Raw genomic sequence first — 18,086 nt, forward strand, 5'->3', positions numbered from 1 at the left:
CGTCCCGCACTGAGGGACCTTCGGTCCCGTCCTGCCGGCTACCGTTCGACCAGGCCGGTGGCCAGCAGGATCACGCCGAGCGAGCCGACGAGCGCGGTGATGGACGCGGCTCGTGCGGCGGCGGGCCGGTGCTTGGCCTGCGCGATGCCGTGCACCGTGGCCGCGGCCATGACCAGGGTGAACAGGATCAGCTTCGCGGCCAGGACGCGGCCGTAGCCGGGTTCCGCGAGCGCGGCCCAGGTGACCCCATTCCGCCACGCCAGCAGCACACCGGTGGTGATCTGGGTGGGGAGGAACAAGGCCGCGGTGATCAGCGCGAAGCGTTTGCCCACGGTCCGCAGGACTTCGGTCCGTTCGGCGAGGCCGAGCAGACGCCGTACCGGCGGCAGCACGACGACGGTGATGGTGAGTTGCCCGCCGACCCAGATGATGGCGCCGAGGACGTGCAGGAACCGCACGATGGTCCAGATGTCGATCACTGTGGAGGCTCCGTGACGGTGAACCGACCATGGGCGCCGTTCTCGGCGTGACGCATGTCGTGGTCCACGAACGGGTAGTGGCCGGGTTCGGGGAAGGACAGTTCGACGAAGCCGCCCTGGGCCGGGGCGAGGTCGAGCACCTGGGCGCCGCCGGGGTCTCCGGGTCGGAGAAGCCAGGTGCCCTCTTTGTAGAGGGTGTCGAACTGGGCGCCGACGACGTGGAAGGCGGTGGCGTCGCCGGGCCCGGCATTGACCAGCCAGATCCTGACGCGCCTGCCGGACCGTGCGGTGAGCGGCGCGTGGTCGTACTGGGCGGCCATGCCGTTGAACACCCAGCCGTCCGGTCGTCCCGTGTGGATCTTGGCGACATGCTGGTCGCTGTCGGGACCGCCGAGGTAGAGCTGGGAGGAGACGAGCAGATACTCGTGGTCGACGGCGGGCAGACCGGGCGGATCGATGACGACCGCGCCGTACATGCCGTTGGCGATGTGCTGGGACATGGGCATCGTGGAGCAGTGATAGAGCCAGGCGCCCGCGCGGTGCGCGGTGAACCGGTAGACCAGGCGCTCGCCAGGGCCGATGGTGCGCATCGGCTGATCGGGAGCCAGCGCTCCGGCGTGAAAATCGATGCCGTGGCCCATGGTGGCGTCGTTGACGAGGGTGATCTCGAACCGGTCGCCCACTCGCCCGTGTAACGCGGGGCCGGGTGCCGTCCGGCCGAACGTCCACCGTCGCTCGCGGACTCCGGGCGCGACCTCCACGTCCTGTTCGGTGACATGGAGCTCGACCCGGTGCAGGGTTCCCGCCGGCGGCGCGAGCCGGGCATCATGAGGCGTCCAGCCCGGTGAGGGTGTGGCACCCAGGTCCAGACCGGCCCCGGTGCCCGGATCGTGACCTGCCCGGTGGTCTCGGCCGGTGTCCGCGGCGGCGGGGGAGGTGCGGATGGTCATGGTCATCCCTGCCGCGCGGTGTCCGGCGACGTCGCACCAGGCCTGGTGGTCGCCTTGGATCTCGCCGAGGTCGAGCAGCGCGGTTTCGCCTTGCCGGAGCCGAGGTGTGCGTTGTCCGCTGTCCGCGCGCAGGTCGTGAGGCATCGAGTCCTGATTGGTCACGCGCAGCACCAAGCGGGTGCCCGGCGGGATATCCACAGTGGACGGTCGAAGCCGCATCGCGCTCATGGTCACCTCGACGGTGTGCGCCGCACCGGAAACCGGTGTACTCGGGGCTTCTGCGGTGCCGGTGGCGGCCAGTGCCACGGCTAGCACGACCACGGCCAGCCCGGCGGCGATCCCGGTCGTGGTGCCCGATGACGGGCTCGGCCGGTCCGGCGCTTGGACCGTGGTCGCCGCGCCACGCAGGGCCACCGGAATCGCGGCGCGCAGGGCGAGCACGGCGAAGGTTCCGACGCCCAGCGCGCCGAACGCCCAGCCGATCTGCGGCAGTGGCCGCGGCCAGTCCCCGGCGACGAGAGGGACGGCCAGGTTGGTCAGGAGGATGCGCACCTGCCAGCCTCGCGCCAATGACGCGGAGAGGGACTTGTGCTCGGCCGGACCACGGCCCAGCACAACGGGCAGAAGTTGGGTCAGCGCGCCGACCAGCACCTGGACGGTGAAGCCGAGTACGAACACCGGCACCACGGCGCCGACCACGTCCGGGAGGGCGTCGATCGATCCGGCCAGGAGCAACCGGACGCCCTCGATCAGGACCGCCACGCCCAGCCATCCGATGGCCGCGGCCAGCATCCACGCCGCCGGACCTCGCGGACGGCGGGTGCCGAGCGCACGAACGAGCGGGATCATCGCGACACCGACACCGGCGGCGTAGCACACGAGACCGGCGAGGGTCAGCCATCGGCTCGCCGCGAGAATGCCGCCCACGGTGAGGACCAGTCCCACCGCCAGCACCGGGAGCGCGCGACGCGCCAACGAAGCGGTGCCGTCGGCGATCCGGATGCCGAGCGTGGTCGGCCACAGGGTGAACAGGGTGCCCAGCACCGCGAATCCCACCCAGCCCAACAATGTCAGGTGGACGTGCGCACCCCACAGGCGCGAGTACCAGATCGGGGTCGCGGCCCCGGTGCCGAGCGCCGCACCCGTGACGGCGCCGGCCAGTAGCGCGACGCTCGCCGAGGCGTAGAAGCAGATGAGGTGGCCGAACCGGCGCTGAAGCGCCTTTCGGTAGGTACGCACCAGGAAAACGGTGTGCACGGCGGCGATCACGCAGATGCCCGCGGCGCCGGCACCGGTCATCACGGACACGTTCGTCGTGACTCCGGCGAGCACGGTGACCACGAAAAGGTTCAGCGCCGTCAGTCCGGCCGCCACCCGTCGGGCGAGTGGGGCCGGTGCGCGGCACAGCGTCACCACGAAGTGTTCGGACCAGATCAAGATGGCGTTGGTGACCGCACCCAGCAGCAGGGCGTGCAGCGCGACCCAGCCCGGCAAGCCGAGCACTTGGTGCGCGGCCGACAGCACGACGGCGACGGCCAGCCAGCCCAGCACCACCGCGTTGGCCCACACGAACAACGGCCCTCGCGGGCGCGCCGCGGTCGGTGGCGCGAGGTCGGTCCGAGGTGTTTCGTCCACGCCGTCAAGGAAAGCCGGACGGCGATTCCGCCGAAAGGGACGTTCGGCCCGCGAGGACGGGACCGTCGATCTCTGTCGATCAGCCGGTTCGGTTCGCATCCTTGAGCTGTCCACTACTTACGACGAGAACGTCCGAGGCGACATGACGACGCACGTGACAACGCCGGGTACGGATCCGGCCATGGGCAACAAGGACGAGAACGACGGCGGACCACCGGCCGGTCGGCGGATGCTCATGCTGGCGATCGCGACCGTGGGTTTCGCGGTGAACTTCTGGGCGTGGGCGTTGCTGAGCCCACTCGGCCCACTGTTCAAAGAGGACCTCGGGCTGAGCGCGTTCCAGCAGGCGCTGCTGGTCGCCGTGCCGGTCGTGGTCGGCTCGGTCGGGCGGATCCCCGTTGGTGCGTTGACCGACCGGTACGGCGGGCGCGTGATGTTCCCGTTGGTCTCGGCGGCGACAATCGTTCCGGTGCTCTTCCTCGGCCTGGTGGGGAATACCTCGCTGGCGGCCCTGCTGGTCGGCGGATTCTTCCTCGGTATCGGCGGTACAGCGTTCGCCGTGGGGGTGCCGTTCGTCAACGCCTGGTTCCCGCCACAGCGACGTGGACTGGCGATCGGCGTGTTCGGGGCGGGCATGGGCGGTACCGCGATCAGTGCCTTGACCACCGTGCCGCTCGTGGACGCCGGCGGAGCGGCGACACCGTTCGTGCTCACCGCCGTCGTACTGGCTCTCTACGCCATCACCGCGTTCCTGCTGCTGCGGGACGCACCAGGCCGGACGGTGCCGACCGAGTCTGCCCTCCGCCGCTTGGCCGACACGGCACGCCTGCCCATCACGTGGCAGGCATCGGCGCTGTACGCGGTCGCCTTCGGTGGCTACGTGGCGTTTTCCGTCTATCTGCCCGCTTATCTGAAGGCTGCCTATGGGCTTACGCAGGCCGACGCTGCCAACCGGATGGCCGGCTTCGTGCTCTTGGCCGTGCTGATGCGCCCCGTGGGCGGGTGGCTGTCCGACCGTATCGGACCGGTGCGGGTCTTGGCCGGAGTATTCGCGGTGGTCACCGCCGCGGCCGCGGTCACGGCGTTCACCCCGGCCCTGATGCCGGTCGGCACGATCACCTTCCTGTCCATGGCCGCCGCGCTCGGCGCCGGCAGTGGCGCGGTCTTCGCGCTCGTCGCGCTGCTGGCACCGGGGAACAAGGTCGGTTCGGTCACCGGGATCGTCGGCGCAGCAGGTGGTCTGGGCGGATTCGTGCCGCCACTGGTGATGGGCGCCCTGTACGGCGCGTTGGGCTCGTACGCACTGGGCCTGGCCGCTCTGGCCGCTGTCGCCGCCGCCGCGTTGGCCTTCACCGCGACCGCCGTGCGTGGTGCGATCGCCGAGCGTGAGGCCGAGCAGTTCGAGTCGTGTGGCTGACGGAACGGGCACGAACTCGCTCGTGCCCTCGGCGCTCCGGGGTCCGATGTCGGCGCCTCGCCGACACCCATCCCGGCCAAGGGAGCCAGGGCACGGCGTCCTCTGCGGTGCAGCCGGGTCACTCCGCCAAGTCAACGGCGAAAGTCAATGCTCCGGCACTGCCACCCGGGAGAGCCGCGGGGCGCTGTCGCAAGGCCCGAGCACGGTCCAGTACGGGGGCTTCGCTCTGCATCGCGAGGCACCACACTGATTCCCGCTCGCCACCGCAGAGGATTATCAGACGCGCCGGTGGGTTCGCCGCGCCCTGTGGGCACCCACGCCCTAGGCGTTCAGTCGGACTTCGAGGCGGCCAGCCGGTTCAGCAGACGGATCCGGCCGTGGTTGGGGACCGAGCGGATCGGGTGCCCGGCAAGGCCCCAGTGCCCGAGAAGGGTGTTCGCCGCGGTCCAGCCGGTGGCGGCCGCGCGTTCCATGAGGGCGACCGGGAGGTCGATCCGGATGCCGTCGCCCGCGAGCGCGAGGGCCGCGTCCGGGGTTTCCACCGTGGGCCGTCGGGCGAAGTCGCCGACGCCGAACAGCGGGCAGTCTTCGCGCCACAACGTGATGTCGCCGACGACGCGGGCGTCTCGGGTCTCCGGGTAGATCTCGTGGAGGCGGCTTTCCAGTGCCTTCTCCAACCCGCTCGAGTCCTCGGTGGTGGCCGCGTAGGCGTGCAGTTCGACGACCGATCCGCCGGTGCGGGCGGCCCAGAGCCGGGCTTCTCCCTCGTACCGGTCGAGCAGGCTGATGTTGTCCAGCGGCGGGATGCTTCCGGTGCCGAGGAACGGTGAACGATGCGACGCGACCGGGCGGTCGAGCCAGAGCCGCCGGACCAGGAAGGGCGGGGCGGTACGCGAACCGCCGACGTCGGCTCGCCAGGCCTCGGTGCCGATATCCGGTGAAGCGGCGACGATTTCGCGCAGCCCGGAGACGTCGCAGGCGAGGACCACGCCGTCGAAGTTCTCTGTCCGGCCGCCTGATTCGATGGCGAAACCTTCCGGGGTCCGGCCGAGGCCGGTCACCGTCGTGCCGGTGCGGATGTCGGTGCGGCGGCCGGTGAGATAGCTCGCGAGCGGGTCCCAGAGCGCTTGGGGGAACGGCTCGGTCGGTACGTCGAAGACCAGACCTTCGCTGGAGCCCAGGAAATACAGGTGGAACATGGTCGCCAGCTCGGCGGCCGACAGGTCGCGCGGGTCGGCGAAGAAGCTGCGGGAGAAGACCTCGAACGCGAGGTGCTTGGCGGCGGGCGGGAAGTTGATCGCTTCGAGGAAGGTCGAGGCGTCGGTGCGGTCGAGCCGGTGGTAGATCTCCGGCACGCTGACCGTCGCCAGCGGCAACGCCTCGCGGCCGCTGAGATGCAGCAGATCCTTGCGGGTGAAGGTCGGGCTACGCCAGGCGAACGCCACCGCGTTCCACGGCGGGGTGCGCGGAAGCCCGGCGAAGGTGTCGATGCGGCCGTGTGCGTCCAACAGCGGGTAGTCGGTCAGCGGGGTGAGCCGGTCCAGCCGCGGATCGGTGCGCGCGAGCAGGGCGCGCAGGTTGTAGTACTGGCGGAAGAACGCGTGGAAACCCCGGCTCATGGTCACCGCGGTGCCGTCCGCCAGCTGTTCCCGCCAACCGCCGACCCGGCCGCCGAGATGGCCCTCGCGTTCGAAGACGGTGACGGCGACGCCGCGTTCGGCCAGTCCGGTCGCCGCGGTGAGCCCGGCGATGCCGCCGCCCACGATCGCGGCGGTGGGACGCCGTCCGAGCAGTCCGGCGTCGGCCAGCCCTGGCGGGGCCGGCCGGGTGACGCGGCGGCGGTCCCTGGGGCCGGTCACACCGTCTCCGAGGGCGCGGTGCCGACGACGGTGTGGACGATGTCCCGCTGCCAGCCGCCGACGGTCGCGGTGTGGACGCCGGTGAAGCCGGCGTCGGTGAGGCGCCGGGCGAGTGAGGTGACGCCGTCGAATTCGAGGACACTGCGGCGGAGATGACGGTAGAGCGTGGCGTCGCCGGTGGTGAGCTTCCCGAGCGGGATGATCACACCCGCGCAGACGGTGTTCCAGACCCAGCGGGCGCGCCGGGAATCGCGGACGGAGTACTCGTGCACCGCGATCCGCCCACCCGGCCGGAGCAGTCCGCGAAGCCGTCGCAGCTGCGTGGTCGGGTCGGTGAGATTACGCAGCAGGTACGCCGCCAGGATGCCGTCGAACGGACCGTGGATCCCGGCCAGCTCCTCGACCGGTGTGTGCACGAATTCGACGCGGTCGGGCCAGGTCTTGCTCCGGGCCCGCTCCAGCATTTCGCCGGACGCGTCGAAGGCGGTGATCCGGGCGTTCGGCAGCACGGACAGGAGGGCCGCCGTGGACGCGCCGGTTCCGCAGCCGGCGTCCAGCACCCGCGGTCCAGATGCCTCCGCGGGAAGGGCGAGCCGCCGGGCCGAAAGGCGCAAGTGTTCGTGGTAGCCGGGATTCGCGCCGACGAGGCGGTCGTAGAACCGGGCTTCGGTGTCGAAGGCCGAAGGCACGGTATCGCGCGGCAAACCGTCCCGCGCCATGGCGTTCATCGCGCTTCCTCTCGTGATCGGGCTCGTTCCCACAGCAGCAGCACGGCGGTCACCATCGCGAAGCCGAAGAGGAAGTCTTCGACCGGGATGTCCCAGGGAAACCGCCAGCCGGTGATGTGTTCGGGCGCGTAGAGGACGATCGGTGCGGACAGCTTCGTCAGCCAGCCGTCGACGGGGATCTGGAAGCCGGTGACGATAGCCATGGTGAACCAGTAGGCGGGTTTGCGGAACAGCCCGGTTTTCAGCACGGCGAGCTCGAACAGTACGACCACGATCACCGAGGCGACGGCCGGAACGGTGTAACCCCAAGGGATCATCGCCGGACCACCTGTTTCCCTCGGCGCCGGACCGCGGTGAGGGTGAGCTGGACCGCTTCGTAGGTCAGCACCCCACAGATCGGGATCACGACGAAGAACAGAATCTCTTCCAGTGGAAGGGAAAACGGCGCGCGGACGCCGGTGACGAATCCGGGCGCGTAACTCCAGACCTCACCGGCGATCGCCAGCGCGTCCCACACGAGGAAGACCACGGCCACCGGGAGCAGCGCGCGGGCGAGGCGTTTCGGCTGCCGGTAGACGCGGGCGCCTGCGATTTCCAACGGGAGCGTCACCAGGACGCATGCCGCCAGTACGACCAGGTATTCGACCTTGCCCACTCAGCCCACCGCCGAAGGGGGAGCGGGGGCGGGATGCCGCGTCCGAGCCCACTGTGCACGGGCGAGCGCGCCGCAGGCGACCTCGAGCCTGCGGCGCCGGGACACCGTCGCCCGGCCGGCGAAGACGTCGTGGCCGGCGTCTTCGATCCGGTCGAGGATCTCCCCGTACAGGGTCGCGGCGGTGGCCACGCAGGGGCGTGAGACCGGATGCAGCATCGCGATTCCCGGCCGCGCTTCGGCGTAGACGCGCCGGGTCACCGCGATCTGTTCCTTGATCGCGGCCCGCACGCGGACGTCGGCTCGGCCGTGCTCGGCGCACCAGGAGAGCCGTTCGCGGTCGACGTCGTGTTCCTTGAGTTCGTCGGCGGGCAGATAGACCCGGCCGCGCGCGAAGTCCTCGGCGACGTCGCGGAGGAAGTTGGTCAGCTGGAAGGCCTTGCCGAGCGCGGCGGCGCGCGGTGCCGCCTCTTCGCGGGGCGTGACCGTGCCGAGGATCGGAAGCACCTGCAGGCCGATCACCTCCGCCGAGCCGCGCACGTAATCGTCGAGATCGTGCCTGGTGGCGTAGTCGGTGACGCTCAGATCCATCCGCATCGATGTGAAGAAGTCGCGGAAGAGCGGTTCCTCCAGCTCGTACCTGGCCGCCGTGTCGATCACCGCCGTCAGCAGGGGATCGTCACTGGTGCCCGCGGTCAGGTCGGCGAGAAACCGATCCTCCACTTCGGACAGTCGTGTGGCCAGGGACTCCGGGGTGGCGTCCGCGTCGGGCTCGTCGACGATGTCGTCCAGCCATCGCGCGAATCCGTAGAGCGCGTGGACGGCGGGCCGTTGCGCGGGGGTCAGCATGCGGGTCGCCAGGAAGTACGTCCGGCCGTGCCGGGCGTTGACGTCGCGGCACCAGGTGTACGCGGCTCGCAGGCTCGGATCGTGGATTTCGGCGGCGTCGAGTTCGCGTCGGGTCATCGGCTCGCCTCCGTGGCCAGGTCGACGACGCGCGAGCGGCGTCCGGGCACGCCGGTGATCCGGTCGGCGGCCAGCCTGCCGGAGATCAGCACGGTCGGCACACCTACTCCCGGCACCGTCGCACCTCCGGCGAGGACGACGTTTTCGGTGCCACGCGGGAGGTTTCGGGGCCGGAACGGTCCGGTTTGGACGAACGAATGGGCGTAGCTGAAGGGCGTTCCGGCCACGAGCCCGCGGTCGGCCCAGTCGGCGGGGCTGATGACCTCGGTGAACTCGGGTTCGAAATCCGGCAGGAGCCGCTGCCGCGCGACGGCGAGGATCTCCTCCGCGTACGGTCCGGCTTCGGCGGCCCAATCCGCGGGGCCCCGGTCGAGATTCGGGACCGGCGCGAGGATCGAGTAGAGCTGACGGCCCGGCGGTGCCAGGCCCGGATCGGTCGCGGTCGGCCGGGTGATCAGCAGGGACGGGTCGCTCATGCGGCGGCCGGTGGTGATGAGTTCGTCGAAGGTCGAGCGCCACCCGTGTCCGAAGGAAATGGTGTGGTGCCCGACATCGGGCCGGGTATCGGGGCCGCCGGTGTGCACGATCAGCGCCGACGGCGCGGGCCGCAGCGGAACAGGCCGCGTCGGAGCTCGGCCGAGCAGCCGGTAGCTCTCGGGTAGCTCGGTCGTGAGGACGACGGCGTCGCATGGATGGCGTTCGCCGGCGGCCGTGCGGACCGCGTGGATCCGGCTGCCGTCGCGTTCGAGCGTGCGCACGGGGTCGCCGTAGTGGAAGGTGACGCCGTTCTCGGCGGCGACCCGGGCGAGCGCCTGGGGCAGTGCCGCGACCCCGCCGGGCGGGAAGTACACGCCGCCGACAGTGTCCATATAGGAGATGACCGCGTACAGCGCCAGCGCCCGCATGGGCGACTCGCCCGCGTAGAGCGCTTGGAAGGTGAACACCCGCTTCAGCCGCTCGTCGGACAGGAAAGACCCGATCTTCGGGTCCAGCCGCCGGAATCCGCCCAGCGCCACCAGACGGGCCAGATCCGGGTTGAGCATGCCCAGCGGTGAGTCGATGTTCGAGTCGATGAACCGGCCGAACTCGGTGCGGTAGAGCCGGGTCAGCCAGTCGCGCAGCCGGAGGTAGCCCGCGGCCTCGGCAGGCCCGGCGAACCCGCGTACCGCGTCCGTCATCGCCGCGGCGTCGGTGTGCACGGGCAGGGTGCTGCCGTCGGCGAACTGTGCCAGGTAGGCCGGGTCGAGCCGGGTGAGCGGCAGTTCCTTGTCCAGTTCGGCGCCCACGGCGCCGAAGGTGTCCCGCAGGATCGACGGCATGGTCAGGACCGTCGGGCCGGTGTCGAGCAGATAGCCCTTGCGTTCGGCGCGCCCCGCGCGGCCACCGGGGCCCGGGTCGCGTTCGAGGACGGCGACCTCGCGCCCGCGACCCGCCAGGTGCAATGCGGCCGCCAGCCCCGACAACCCCGCTCCCACGACGACGATCCGGTCCGTCCGACCCAGTACCGTTTTCACTGGTCGCGCTCCGTGCACCGGGTGGCGAGGACGGCCAGCGCGTCCGCGGACTGTCGGGGGACGACGGCTGGGTCGATGACCGCGAGCGCCTTGTCGGCACGTTCCCGGATGAGTTCGCCGAGGCGTTCGCGTGCGCCGGTCGCCGTGATCAACTCGCGCCAGCGGGACACCGCGTCGTCGTCGACCGTGGTCAGGTTCAGCAGTTCGCCGAGTTCGTCACGCTGCCGCCGGTCGGCCATCTCCACGGCGAGTACCACGACGCTGGACGCCTTGCGATCGCGGAGGTCCTGGCCGGCGGGTTTGCCGGTGACCGCGGGATCACCGAAGACACCGAGCAGGTCGTCCATGAACTGGAACGCCTCGCCGACCAGGCCGCCGTACTCGGCGAGGGCGGCCATGACGTCCGGACCGCAGCCCGCCAGCGCCGCGCCGAACTCCAGCGGCCTGCGGACGGTGTAGTTGCCGGACTTCCGGCGCAGCACGTCGAGCAGCGCGTCCCAGCCGGGAAGCGTCCGGGCGTCGTTCACCAGATCGGCGAGTTGGCCCACCGCCAGCTCGGCGCGCATCGCGTCGTACCGGGGCCAGCCGCGCGACAGCGTTTCCGCGTCCAAACCGGACTCCCGGAGCAGCTGCTCCGACCAGACCAGGAAAAGGTCACCGGCGAGCGTCGCCGCGGATTCGCCGAACCGGTCGGCGGAGCCACTCCACCCCTGTTCGGCATGCCACCGCGCGAACCGCACGTGCAGCGCGGGACGGCCCCGCCGCAGCGCCGAGGCGTCCATGACGTCGTCCTGCGCCAGTGCGAAACAATGGAGCAACTCCAAGCTCGACGCGGCCCGCAGGGCGGCGTCCGATTCCGGGCCTCCGCATCGCCAGCCGACATAGGCGAACATCGGCCGGAGGAATTTCCCTCCGGCGAGGAACTGAGGGAGGACGGTTTCCGCGAGTTCGCCCTCGCCACGGCCGGAAAAGTGCTCGGCGGCCCGTGCTTCGACGAAACCGTGGGCTTCGGCAAGACAACGCCCGCCCAAAGCGTCCAGCCAGGCGACCTGCGCCTCCTTCGACGGCACCGTTCCCGCCGCCATGGTCGACGCCATCCGCCTTCCCTCCGCCGATCCGGTGATTTCGTTTCATAACCGTTTCATGTCTGGTGTACCTTGTCTACTAGATCCGGCGGTACGCCCGCAACTCGAGTGGTGTCGGCTGATAGAGCAAGGAAATCGTGGGTTGCCCGGGATTTCCCGGCTCAAACCCGGATCGCTCGCGGATCGAAGAAAGACCGTCTTGCGGACGAGAGTGGCCCGGTCCCCGCCACCCTCAGGAGCCCGGCGCCCCCTCGCGCCTGGCTCCGGATGCCCGGCGGCGCCTGGTGTGGACCGGTCCTTCCCTTGGGCCCCTCCATGGCGCCGCCGGGCGCTCTTCGTTCCGGGGACGGTATGCGCCTGCCCACGTCCGGTGACCTCGTAAGCTGCCCGCAGTGATAGCCCTGCGAGCGGGCACTGGCACCGGAAATGTGGAACGGATGGACGTCGACGAGATGAGCGGCCTTGGCGGCCCCCGAGCCGGCGGTTCGTGGACCCCCGGCAAGGTCGCCGAGATGCTGGGCGTCTCGCCGGTCACGCTCCGGACCTGGGATTCGCGTTACGGGGTCGGCCCCACCCTTCGCGCAGGCGGGCGTCACCGCCGTTACTCGGACGCGGATGTTCGCAGGTTGCAGCATATGCAGCGGCTGATCGACCGGGGGATTCCCGCCCGCGAGGCGGCCGCGGCGGCGTTCTCCGGTACCGGTGAGACGGTCCCGGACGTACCCGTCGACAGGCTGGTCGGCGAACTCGAGCAGGCCGCGGAAGACCTTGAGTTCGCTTCCATCGCGGCGTTGCTGGACGAGACCCTCGACGCGATCGGCGCGGCGGCGACGTGGGCCGACGTGTTGCTGCCGATCCTGCGTGGCCTCGGAGGCCGCTGGTCCCGGGGTGACGTGTGCTTCGAGTCGGAATGGGCGCTCACCACCGAGGTTTCCCTGGCACTGCAACGCTACGTCGCCCGATTCACCACCGCGCCGTCTGAACGCGGAGTACTCATCGCCTGTTGCCCGGAGGAGCGCCACAGCCTGCCGGTCGAGGTTCTCCGGGCGTCCCTGGCGGAGATCGGTGTCCCCGCCGTCTACCTCGGGCAGATGGTGCCCGCGGAGACCTTGGCCGGTCTGGCGTCCAGATTGGATCCGGCGCTGGTGGTGCTGTGGTCCATGTCCGCCAGCACCGTCGACGTCCTGCTGTGTGAGCGTCTGCAGCGGCACGGTTCCGAGGTCGTCGTCGCCGGTCCCGGCTGGGAGGGACTCAACGTTCATGGCGCGCCCTGGGTCAACGATCTGACCACCGCGCTGGAGGTCGTCGCCGCCCGCTTCAAAGCCTGAACCGTTGCGAGATCGCTTCAAGTGCCTGAGGATTGCTGGGCATGGATAGTTCCGGCAGAGAACGCGCGGCAGGAGGGTTTCCGGTGGATCTCAGGCGGCAGGTGGTCGAGCGCTGGCCGGCGAAGTGGCCGGTCCAGCCGTTCCGGGAACCGGCTTGGGCCCGGCAGGAACCGACCTACCGCGAATGCGGCCCCGCGCTGATCGACGCCGCGGTCAAACGCGCCGACGCCCGTCCGGCGGGCAACTGGTTCGTCGTCGCGGCCAGTCGTGAGATCGGCGCGGATCAGCCACTGGGGCTGCGTGCCGGTGGCCGGGAACTGGTGGCCTGGCGTGGTCCGGATGGTGACCTGGTCATCGGCCCGGGTGCCTGCCCGCATCTCGGTGCTCCGCTCGAGCAGGCTCGTATCCATTGTGGAGAGTTGGTCTGCCGGTGGCACGGATTGCGGATCGGGCCCGAGCGGCCGGGCTGGTCACGGCTGCCGTCCCATGACGACGGAGTGCTCGCCTGGGTTCGCCTCGACCGCTTCGGTGGTGAAAGCCCCACGGAGCGGCCGATCGTGCCGGTCCGTCCGCGAGGCGACGTCGCCATCGACGCGGTCGCGACGCTGACCGGGACCTGCGAACCGGTGGACGTCGTCGCGAACCGGCTCGATCCTTGGCACGGCGCGTGGTTCCATCCGTACTCGTTCACCCGGCTGAAGGTCCTGTCGGCTCCACAAGGGAACGACGTCGCCGACGCCGAGGACAAGTTCGTCGTCGAAGTGACCTTCCGGCTCGCCGGGAAACTGGGCGTGCCGGTGATCGCCGAGTTCACCTGCCCCGAGCCGCGCACGGTGCTGATGACCATCGTCGACGGCGAAGGCGCGGGCAGCGTGGTCGAAACCCATGCCACGCCGCTCGGGAACGGCCCCGACGGACGACCGCGTACCGCCGTGATCGAGGCGACGATAGCCACGTCCGACCGGCCCGGTTTCGCCAAGGCCGCCCGGATCGCACCGGCTCTGCGGCCCCTGATGCGCCGTGCGTCCGCGCGTCTCTGGCGGGACGACCTCGCCTACGCCGAGCGGCGCTATGCCTTGCGAGCGGGAGACGTCGCCGATGGCCGGGTATGAACCGACGTCGTGATCGTGGGTGCAGGGCTCGCCGGTCTCCCCGCGGGGCCGCACCTTCACCGGGCCGTACCGGTGTTCCGGGAGGCGTCCGGCGATCGGCAGATGCTGTGCGCGGTGCAGAACCGCTGCTCAAACTGTGGCATGTCGACGGGTGACGAGAACCTGTGGCACGTGGTGGGCGCGCTCCGGCGGTGAAGTGATCAGCTATGCGCGGAGGCTACGAGCTCGACATGGCTCAGCCGCGCGTCATCCGGCGTCTGCTCGTCCGGATCCTCCCGAACCTTGTCCTTGCCGTCGCGCCGACTCTCGCTGCCGGCCGCCTTCAGGCGGCCGGCGCGTTGGTACAGATGAACGGATATCGAGACCGCTCGAAGCTCTGGCCATGGACCGCGGCCTCGACGCCACCGACCGCCTATGGGCCGCCGCGAATTTGGCCCGGGCGAAAGGACACCTCCGGGACCGCGGCGTGCGGCCGCTGGAAACCCTCGCCGCAGATCCCACTCTCAACAGGCCCGGCGAAATGGGGCAGTTGGAGACGGCTCCGAAGGCCATCGCCTTTTCATCGCCATTGAACGACTGAAGCCCCGCCCCTCCGAGGAGGAGCAGGGCTTCTGACCTGCGAAAACAGATGGTGCGCGATACTGGGATTGAACCAGTGACCTCTTCCGTGTCAGGGAAGCGCTCTCCCGCTGAGCTAATCGCGCGAGGTGGAGACGGGATTCGAACCCGTGTACACGGCTTTGCAGGCCGTTGCCTCGCCTCTCGGCCACTCCACCGTGTCAGGCCCGAGAGGGCCTTCCGAGCGGATGACGGGATTCGAACCCGCGACCCTCACCTTGGCAAGGTGATGCGCTACCAGCTGCGCTACATCCGCACATCCTCGGTTTGGCTGAAGCTCAGAACCTCGTGGTTCTGTTCCTCACCCCGTCGCCGTGGTGTGTGTGAACACTATCCGATCCCGAAAACGGCCCTGCAACCGGGGTGCCACTTGCTGTTCGCAAGGCTGTCATCAGGCCAGATCGTTGGGGATCAGGTGGGTCAGGGCGTCGTCGACGTCGACCCACAGGTGCTCGTTGCCCGGGAGTACGACGTCGTAGGTCCGGTCGAGGAAGTCGGCCAGCTCCTGAGCGGACGCCTCGAACATGGCGTGCCCGGACGGCGAGTTCAGTTCGATGAGGACGGACTCGGGGTCTTCGACGGAGGGGCGGATGCGTACGTCGCCGTCGCCCGCGTCGGCCAGGAGGCCGTCCGCGAGAAGGTCGCGCGCGTAGACCCACTCGACCCAGCCGGCGCGGCCGGTGCGGAAGGCGGCCACGACCGCGTACGGGTCGCGTGTGTCGTATCGCAGTTCAACCTTGACCGGAACCGCGGGGGTCCGCGGCGCCAGGAGGTCGAACACCGCCGTCGAGCGGAGCGTCACGTGATCGTTGCGCATCGTCCTACCCTTCGTCTCCTTCCCGGCCCGGTCGAACCGAGTGGCGATGATGTGACGTATCGGCCGGCTGATCGGAACGCGGTTTTGCCGCAGATCACCCGGACGGGGTCATCGGACCCCGGGGCCATCCTCCGCCACCCCATCATCACCCGCGCGACGCGCAGCCCTACATGCGCCCTGCAGGCAGTCCACATGTACATACTGCGCGGTTTAGTCGTCACGCGATAGCACCGTCGCACGAATGTCGAAACGCGTCGCGGGCGGCCCCCGGCCGGGACAGCCTCGACTAGCTCGCGGTTGTTCGCTCCGTATTTGCTGGTGAGCGGAGTGTGGTCGGGCGGAACCACCCGTTTGCAGGCGCCCGAAAGTCGTGGGGTAGAGTCTCCGGAACACCGCGAGCGGGCGATTAGCTCAGCGGGAGAGCGCTTCGTTCACACCGAAGAGGTCACTGGTTCGATCCCAGTATCGCCCACCGGATGAAGGCCCTGGACCGATGGTCCGGGGCCTTGATTCATTCTCGGGGTGAGCTGTCCGGCGGCGTTCGATCCCCAGGTCGGACGCGGGTTATGTGGGGGCGGTACTTCTGCCGTCCCGCGCGGCGCCACCGGTGCCGCCGAATCTCTCGGCGCGGCCGCGGGCCGTCGGGGCGCCACGGTTCGAAGATCTCCGAAGCACCTCGTTCCGGCCGGTGTGGACACTCATCGGACATCTTGCGTCACGCCGTGAAAATGTCGCATGGTCGGGCCATTGAGACATCTTTGTGATCCTCGGCACGAAGTGACCATCGAAAGGTCCAGACCATGGGGAAGGTGATGTGGGACAGGGTCTGACGGCTCGCCCGTCCGGCCGCCGCGACGGGGCCGCCGTGATGCTGACGTGATGTGACGAAACGCCACTCCGGTGACCGATTGACAAGGTAGGTCGGCTCGCGGAGGCCGCGCCCGGCGAGTGGCCGCCCGCCGGTGGCGTGAAATCCACAGTGGACCAACCGGAGGCCGACTCGCGAGAACCGTCCACTGTGGAGTTTTCGGCGCTGTTCGGCCGATCGGGGCCGCGGTGCTCCAAGTGGCCGCGAATCAGGGAAATTCGTGACTACTTTGAGTAGTTGTTCGGCGGATACGGTCTATTACGCATCGTCATCATGTTGTTATCAACACGGCATTCATTTGCCGGATGCTCCCCAAGGCTGTGGCTGGAAATCCTTGTAACGATGGCCGGAGAGTGGCCGATACCTTGGCGTGTGTCGCCCCATCGGCCGCTGAGAAAGCTCGAGAATCGATCACTCTTCGAGATCGCTCTCATTTACTCAGCGTGTTGATCCGGCGTTCGGGAATCCCCACTCCGGGAGGTCTGATGGAAGAGTCGGTGCGGCCGTCGTCCACCGTCAACGGGACGCCGCAGCACATCGACCTTCAGTCGATCCCGCTCCCCCCGCAACGGGGTGCGGGGGCAGCCGCCGCAGTCGGCACGACGTCGGCGCGGCCGCCTTACGCGGCGTGGGAATCGCGGTACCGAGCATGGGTCATCGGTAGTGACGTTTTCACCGCTTTCGTGCTCATCGTGATGAGCGCCTTCTTGATCGATCGATCCGATCCGCACGACATGCACGCGCTCGGGACCGCCGCGGCCTTCCTGTTCGGGTTGTCGGTCTGCCGTGCCTGGAGTCCGCGTGTGCTGGGCGAGGGGGCGGAGGAGTATCGGACGCTGGGGCGTGGCCTGGTGACCACCGCCGTTCTGGTCGCGTTGGGCGGCCTGCTCTTCGGCGCGCTCGCCGTGCAGCCGTGGGTCTTCATCGTCGTCCCGATGATCTCCGTCTTCATGTTCCTGCAGCGGTACGCGCTGAGACAGGTGCTGCACCGGCGCAGGCGGCTCGGTGAATGCCTGCTGCCGGTGCTCGCCGCGGGAAGCCCCGACACGGTCGCCGACCTCATCGCGCGCACCAAGGCCGATCCTCATGTCGGCTGGCGGGTGGAAGCCGTCTGCACGTATTCCGGTGCCGGTGCGGAACGGGGGAGCGGTGAGGTGGAAGGCGTGCCGATCGTCGGGAAGCTCGACGATCTCGCGGGCCATGTCCGGCGCGGCGGCTACCGGGTGGTCGCCGTGACCGCCGATCAGCACTGGAACCCGAAACGCCTGCAGCGGCTCGCCTGGGATCTCGAAGGCACCTCGGCCGAGATGGTGGTCGCGCCGATGCTGATGGAGGTCGCCGGTCCCCGGCTGAACGTCTCCGGCGTGCTCGGCATGCCCCTGCTGCGGGTCACCGCGCCGATGTTCACCGGCGGCCGCCGGCTGGTGAAGGAGGCGCTCGACCGAATCGGTTCGGCCCTGCTCCTCACTCTCGTTTCCCCGTTGCTGCTGGCGATCGCGGTCGCGATCAAGCTCGACGACCGCGGCCCGGTGATCTACCGGCAGCGCCGCGTCGGCCGCGACGGCCACGCCTTCACGATGCTGAAGTTCCGCACGATGGTCACGAACGCCGACAAGCTCAAGCAGGAACTCCAGGCGGACAACGAAGGCGCGGGCCCGTTGTTCAAGATGCGGAAGGACCCGAGGGTCACCCGGGTCGGCGGTCTCCTTCGCCGGTACTCCCTCGACGAGCTGCCGCAGCTGTTCAACGTCGTGAGCGGGCGCATGTCGCTCGTCGGCCCTCGCCCGCCGCTGCCCGAGGAGACCGCGAAGTACGCCCCCGACGCGCGCCGCCGTCTCCTCGTCAAGCCGGGGCTGACCGGGCTCTGGCAGGTCAGTGGCCGCAGCGACCTCAGCTGGGCGGAGAGCATCCGCCTCGACCTGCGTTACGTCGAGGACTGGTCGCTCGCCCTCGACCTGGTGATCCTTTGGAAGACCTTCCGTGCCGTGGTGCAGGGGCGAGGTGCCTACTGACGCTTTCCTGTGACCGGATCCACACACAGAGGTAGTTGAGCGAGAA

16 protein-coding genes and 4 tRNA genes are annotated in these 18,086 nt (G+C 69.5%); 7 read left to right on the forward strand and 13 right to left on the reverse strand.

Annotated features, from left to right (window positions below; genetic code table 11):
* Positions 1–38: 38 nt before the first annotated feature.
* On the reverse strand, positions 39–479 hold the full coding sequence (locus LCL61_RS21925; RefSeq protein WP_340681433.1) for a hypothetical protein: 441 nt from the start codon (positions 477–479) through the stop codon (positions 39–41).
* On the reverse strand, positions 476–3,064 hold the full coding sequence (locus LCL61_RS21930) for a multicopper oxidase domain-containing protein (RefSeq protein WP_340681434.1): 2,589 nt from the start codon (positions 3,062–3,064) through the stop codon (positions 476–478). The genes LCL61_RS21925 and LCL61_RS21930 overlap by 4 nt, the downstream gene beginning before the upstream one ends.
* A 181-nt stretch (positions 3,065–3,245) precedes the next feature.
* Between LCL61_RS21930 and LCL61_RS21935 the strand changes: the two genes are divergently transcribed.
* The gene (locus LCL61_RS21935) at positions 3,246–4,481 is read left to right on the forward strand and encodes an MFS transporter (protein WP_340688646.1); all 1,236 of its coding nucleotides are present in this window, start codon (positions 3,246–3,248) and stop codon (positions 4,479–4,481) included.
* A gap of 329 nt (positions 4,482–4,810) precedes the next feature.
* On the opposite strand, the gene LCL61_RS21940 is transcribed toward LCL61_RS21935, so the two are convergent.
* The 7 genes from LCL61_RS21940 to LCL61_RS21970 are packed head-to-tail and all read right to left on the reverse strand — an operon-like array spanning position 4,811 to position 11,297.
* Positions 4,811–6,340 (reverse strand): FAD-dependent oxidoreductase, encoded by a 1,530-nt coding sequence (locus LCL61_RS21940; protein WP_340681435.1) that lies wholly within the window; start codon positions 6,338–6,340, stop codon positions 4,811–4,813.
* Positions 6,337–7,068: a class I SAM-dependent methyltransferase gene (locus tag LCL61_RS21945; protein ID WP_340681436.1), complete on the reverse strand. Its 732-nt coding sequence runs from the start codon at positions 7,066–7,068 to the stop codon at positions 6,337–6,339. Before LCL61_RS21945 ends, LCL61_RS21940 begins: the two co-directional genes overlap by 4 nt.
* The gene (locus LCL61_RS21950) at positions 7,065–7,385 is read right to left on the reverse strand and encodes a lycopene cyclase domain-containing protein (RefSeq protein WP_340681437.1); all 321 of its coding nucleotides are present in this window, start codon (positions 7,383–7,385) and stop codon (positions 7,065–7,067) included. The genes LCL61_RS21945 and LCL61_RS21950 overlap by 4 nt, the downstream gene beginning before the upstream one ends.
* Positions 7,382–7,723, reverse strand: coding sequence for a lycopene cyclase domain-containing protein (locus LCL61_RS21955; RefSeq protein ID WP_340681438.1), 342 nt, complete (start codon positions 7,721–7,723; stop codon positions 7,382–7,384). The genes LCL61_RS21950 and LCL61_RS21955 overlap by 4 nt, the downstream gene beginning before the upstream one ends.
* Positions 7,724–8,686: a phytoene/squalene synthase family protein gene (locus LCL61_RS21960; protein ID WP_340681439.1), complete on the reverse strand. Its 963-nt coding sequence runs from the start codon at positions 8,684–8,686 to the stop codon at positions 7,724–7,726.
* A complete protein-coding gene (crtI, locus tag LCL61_RS21965) occupies positions 8,683–10,200 on the reverse strand; it encodes a phytoene desaturase family protein (RefSeq protein ID WP_340681440.1) in 1,518 nt (505 codons plus the stop codon). The genes LCL61_RS21960 and crtI overlap by 4 nt, the downstream gene beginning before the upstream one ends.
* On the reverse strand, positions 10,197–11,297 hold the full coding sequence (locus LCL61_RS21970; protein ID WP_340681441.1) for a polyprenyl synthetase family protein: 1,101 nt from the start codon (positions 11,295–11,297) through the stop codon (positions 10,197–10,199). Before LCL61_RS21970 ends, crtI begins: the two co-directional genes overlap by 4 nt.
* Positions 11,298–11,722: 425 nt before the next feature.
* On the opposite strand from LCL61_RS21970, the gene LCL61_RS21975 reads away from it, so the two are divergent.
* From LCL61_RS21975 to LCL61_RS21990, 4 genes are all read left to right on the forward strand, one after another.
* The gene (locus tag LCL61_RS21975) at positions 11,723–12,613 is read left to right on the forward strand and encodes a MerR family transcriptional regulator (RefSeq protein ID WP_340681442.1); all 891 of its coding nucleotides are present in this window, start codon (positions 11,723–11,725) and stop codon (positions 12,611–12,613) included.
* An 83-nt stretch (positions 12,614–12,696) separates the two neighbouring features.
* Complete coding sequence (locus tag LCL61_RS21980) at positions 12,697–13,725, forward strand: DUF5914 domain-containing protein (RefSeq protein ID WP_340681443.1); 1,029 nt, start codon at positions 12,697–12,699, stop codon at positions 13,723–13,725.
* A gap of 9 nt (positions 13,726–13,734) precedes the next feature.
* Positions 13,735–13,920, forward strand: a complete 186-nt coding sequence (locus tag LCL61_RS21985; protein WP_340681444.1) for a hypothetical protein — start codon at positions 13,735–13,737, stop codon at positions 13,918–13,920.
* Positions 13,921–14,107: 187 nt separating this feature from the next.
* Entirely contained in the window at positions 14,108–14,305 is a 198-nt protein-coding gene (locus LCL61_RS21990) for a hypothetical protein (protein ID WP_340681445.1), read from the forward strand.
* A 49-nt stretch (positions 14,306–14,354) separates the two neighbouring features.
* Here the strand turns inward: LCL61_RS21990 and LCL61_RS21995 are convergent.
* From LCL61_RS21995 to LCL61_RS22010, 4 genes are all read right to left on the reverse strand, one after another.
* A tRNA-Val gene (locus LCL61_RS21995) sits at positions 14,355–14,429 on the reverse strand.
* 1 nt (position 14,430) lies between these two features.
* Positions 14,431–14,501: transfer RNA gene (locus LCL61_RS22000), tRNA-Cys, on the reverse strand.
* A gap of 25 nt (positions 14,502–14,526) precedes the next feature.
* Positions 14,527–14,599 (reverse strand) — tRNA-Gly (locus LCL61_RS22005).
* Between the two features lie 135 nt (positions 14,600–14,734).
* Complete coding sequence (locus tag LCL61_RS22010) at positions 14,735–15,160, reverse strand: SsgA family sporulation/cell division regulator (RefSeq protein WP_005159130.1); 426 nt, start codon at positions 15,158–15,160, stop codon at positions 14,735–14,737.
* Positions 15,161–15,560: 400 nt separating this feature from the next.
* Here LCL61_RS22010 and LCL61_RS22015 point away from each other — a divergent pair.
* Together LCL61_RS22015 and LCL61_RS22020 are read left to right on the forward strand one after the other, a co-directional pair.
* Positions 15,561–15,632, forward strand: a tRNA-Val gene (locus tag LCL61_RS22015).
* 881 nt (positions 15,633–16,513) lie between these two features.
* Positions 16,514–18,040 carry a sugar transferase gene (locus LCL61_RS22020; protein WP_340681446.1) on the forward strand — a complete coding sequence of 509 codons (1,527 nt, stop codon included), beginning with the start codon at positions 16,514–16,516 and terminating at the stop codon, positions 18,038–18,040.
* Positions 18,041–18,086: the final 46 nt, after the last annotated feature.

It is taken from the genome of Amycolatopsis coloradensis, assembly GCF_037997115.1.
Lineage (GTDB): Bacteria > Actinomycetota > Actinomycetes > Mycobacteriales > Pseudonocardiaceae > Amycolatopsis > Amycolatopsis coloradensis_A.

Excerpts from the sequence above, each read along its gene's own strand:
- LCL61_RS21935 (WP_340688646.1), top strand. The coding sequence starts at position 3,246 with ATGGGCAACAAGGACGAGAACGACGGCGGACCACCGGCCGGTCGGCGG.
- LCL61_RS21945 (WP_340681436.1), bottom strand. The coding sequence starts at position 7,068 with ATGAACGCCATGGCGCGGGACGGTTTGCCGCGCGATACCGTGCCTTCG.
- LCL61_RS21950 (WP_340681437.1), bottom strand. The coding sequence starts at position 7,385 with ATGATCCCTTGGGGTTACACCGTTCCGGCCGTCGCCTCGGTGATCGTG.
- LCL61_RS21960 (WP_340681439.1), bottom strand. The coding sequence starts at position 8,686 with ATGACCCGACGCGAACTCGACGCCGCCGAAATCCACGATCCGAGCCTG.
- LCL61_RS21970 (WP_340681441.1), bottom strand. The coding sequence starts at position 11,297 with ATGGCGTCGACCATGGCGGCGGGAACGGTGCCGTCGAAGGAGGCGCAG.
- LCL61_RS21975 (WP_340681442.1), top strand. The coding sequence starts at position 11,723 with ATGGACGTCGACGAGATGAGCGGCCTTGGCGGCCCCCGAGCCGGCGGT.
- LCL61_RS21990 (WP_340681445.1), top strand. The coding sequence starts at position 14,108 with ATGGACCGCGGCCTCGACGCCACCGACCGCCTATGGGCCGCCGCGAAT.
- LCL61_RS22010 (WP_005159130.1), bottom strand. The coding sequence starts at position 15,160 with ATGCGCAACGATCACGTGACGCTCCGCTCGACGGCGGTGTTCGACCTC.
- LCL61_RS22020 (WP_340681446.1), top strand. The coding sequence starts at position 16,514 with ATGGAAGAGTCGGTGCGGCCGTCGTCCACCGTCAACGGGACGCCGCAG.